General features: G+C 71.5%; 2 protein-coding genes and 3 tRNA genes. 3 read left to right on the forward strand and 2 right to left on the reverse strand.

What is annotated here, in order from left to right; genetic code table 11:
• The first annotated feature begins 342 nt into the window (after window positions 1-342).
• The 3 genes from FMEAI12_RS19235 to FMEAI12_RS19245 all read left to right on the forward strand — a co-directional run bounded on the left by FMEAI12_RS19235 (window position 343) and on the right by FMEAI12_RS19245 (window position 617).
• Window positions 343-414, forward strand: a tRNA-Gly gene (locus FMEAI12_RS19235).
• Window positions 415-457: 43 nt separating this feature from the next.
• A tRNA-Cys gene (locus tag FMEAI12_RS19240) sits at window positions 458-529 on the forward strand.
• A gap of 13 nt (window positions 530-542) precedes the next feature.
• Window positions 543-617 (forward strand) — tRNA-Val (locus FMEAI12_RS19245).
• A gap of 184 nt (window positions 618-801) precedes the next feature.
• On the opposite strand, the gene FMEAI12_RS19250 is transcribed toward FMEAI12_RS19245, so the two are convergent.
• On the reverse strand, window positions 802-1689 hold the full coding sequence (locus FMEAI12_RS19250) for an N-acetylmuramoyl-L-alanine amidase (RefSeq protein ID WP_112107106.1): 888 nt from the start codon (window positions 1687-1689) through the stop codon (window positions 802-804).
• A gap of 225 nt (window positions 1690-1914) precedes the next feature.
• The coding region (locus tag FMEAI12_RS19255; protein WP_112107107.1) for a DUF3097 family protein at window positions 1915-2485 on the reverse strand (571 nt) is incomplete at its 5' end.

The following is a 2485-nucleotide window of genomic DNA, read 5'->3' on the forward strand; positions in this document are numbered from 1 at the left end:
CTCCCTCCCAGGTCCCAGACCTTCGCCCGCCCGAGTTCCGGGGCTGCCGCCCGCCCTGGTCCTGACCCTTACCCACGGCGAGCCCGGCCCCCGCCCACCGCACACCGGGCCCGCGCGGCCGGGCGACACACCGGTGACACCAAGATCGTGCTCCAACGCAACATCTCATCGACACCAGGGCGACATCCGGGCGACATCCCGGCACGGTGGCACCCACATTCGACGACCGCCCCGATCGTCCGCTAGAGTGCTACCTGCACCGCCAAGCGGGACGCCAGCCAGATCGGCGCCCCACCTGCTCGTGGTAAATTCCTCCTCGTAGCAGAAGCAGCAGCGGAGCATGCGGACGTGGCTCAGTGGTAGAGCATCACCTTGCCAAGGTGAGGGTCGCGGGTTCGAATCCCGTCGTCCGCTCGGAAGCGGTGTGGTCAGAAGTAAAGCCATCACGGCCTTTCACGGCGGAGTGGCCGAGTGGTTTAGGCAAGGGCCTGCAAAGCCCTGTACGCGGGTTCGATTCCCGCCTCCGCCTCTGATCAGGTTCCGGGCGATTAGCTCAGTGGGAGAGCGCTACCTTGACACGGTAGAGGTCACTGGTTCAATCCCAGTATCGCCCACCACCCGCGCTATCAGCGCAAACGGCCATCCCTCAGGGGATGGCCTTTCTGGTTTCCCGGGCCCCTGCGTGCACCAGGCGAACATCATGATTCACTTGCGACACGCGGCCGAGGCGCACAGCCCGGACCATCGGCGCGCCCACCGCGACAGCCCGAAGCCGGCCAGCCCGCCGACCCTCGGGGCCGGCTAGCCCGTGGCCGGCCCGGCCACGCCGGTCGGGGCGCCGGACGGGCCGCCAGACGGGGCGCTGACCAGGAAGGCCGCGAGGCCGTCGACGATGCCCTCGGCCGCCCGCTGCCGCCAGGCGGCGTCGCTGATCCGCCCGGCGTCGCCCGGGTTGTGCATGTTTCCGCACTCGAGGAAAACCTTGGGAACACGGGAGAGATTGAGCCCGCCCAGATCCGAGCGGACCGTGATCCCGTCGTCTCCCAGATAGTCCGCCCGACGCTGGCCGGTCGCCGCGCCGAAGGAGCCGCGCAGCAGATCCGCCAGCCGCGCCGAGGCGGTGAGAATGCCCCCGTTTCCACCGTCCGGACTGGCCGCAGGCGCGATGACGTGAAATCCGCTGCCTTCGGGCGGCCCGCCGTCGGCGTGAATGGAGACCACAGCCTCCGCGCCGGCCGCATTTCCGATCCGGGCCCGCTCGTCGACGCAGGGACCGACGCCCGTGTCGTCATTGCGGGTGAGTATCACCGTCGCCCCGCGCGAGCGCAGCAGGCCCGCGGCCCGGGTCGCCACGTCGAAGGTGAATGCGTGCTCCGGATATCCGGCGTCGGTCTCCGCGCCGGCGGTGTCGCATTCCTTCTGGAACCCGCCGGCGTCGACGAGGCGGTTGATGGCCGATCCCGCGGCACCGTTCCCGCCGTTGTGGCCCGGGTCGAGCACGATCGTCCGCCCGGTCAGCGCATGGGGATCACGCAGGGGCACCGCCGTGGATGCCGCCTGGGGCGACCGGGGTGGATCCGACGACCCGGGCCAGAAGGCCATCCCGGCCAGCGCGACAGCGATGGCGACCAGGGATGCCACGCCGAGCAGCACGTAGGGCGAAACTCTCCTTGGCGTGTACCCGGGCATGTCAGCCCCCGATTCTGTCCGCCCCCTCCTGGACACGGCCCGTCCAGCGTCCGGCGTTGACTGGAGCGAGATCGACAGGGCTGGGCCGGAAGACCGGAAAGTCCGAACCGACCGTACGCGACCGACCGCCTCGCCGACTCATCGGGACCGGCCTCGACCGGGGCGCGGCTGGTCCTGGCCGAGGCATCCAGCGGTCTCGGCCAGCGGCGGCCGGGCACGACCTCGTCAGGGTTGCTCGGTGACGAAGTCGATCAGCCGCTCGACGGCCCCGAGCAGGCCCGGTTCGAGGTCGGCGTACGAGTCGACGGCGCCCAGCACCCGGCGCCACATGTCGGCCGGCTCGGCGACCCCCAGCGCCCGGCAGACGCCTTCCTTCCACTGCTGCCCGCGCGGCACCCGCGGCCAGGCTTCGATCCCGACCGAGGAGGGCTTCACCGCCTGCCAGATGTCGATGTAGGGGTGCCCGGTGACGAGCACGTGCGCGCCCGCGACCGACGCGGCGATGCGGCTCTCCTTCGCCCCCGCCACGAGATGGTCGACGAGGACACCCAGCCGGCGCCCGGCCGCCGGCTGGAAGCTCGCGACGATCGACGGCAGGTCGTCCACGCCGTCCAGCGGCTCGACGACGACGCCCTCGATCCGCAGGTCGTCGCCCCACACCCGCTCGACCAGCGCGGCGTCATGCAGGCCCTCGACGTAGATGCGGCTGGCGCGGGCCACCCGCGCCGGCAGGCCGGGGACGGCGATCGATCCCGAGGCGGTACGGCTGGGCCGGGCGGGCGCGGCCCAGCCGTAC

The organism is Parafrankia sp. Ea1.12 (assembly GCF_900465275.1).
In the GTDB taxonomy this organism is placed as follows: Bacteria; Actinomycetota; Actinomycetes; order Frankiales; family Frankiaceae; genus Parafrankia; species Parafrankia soli.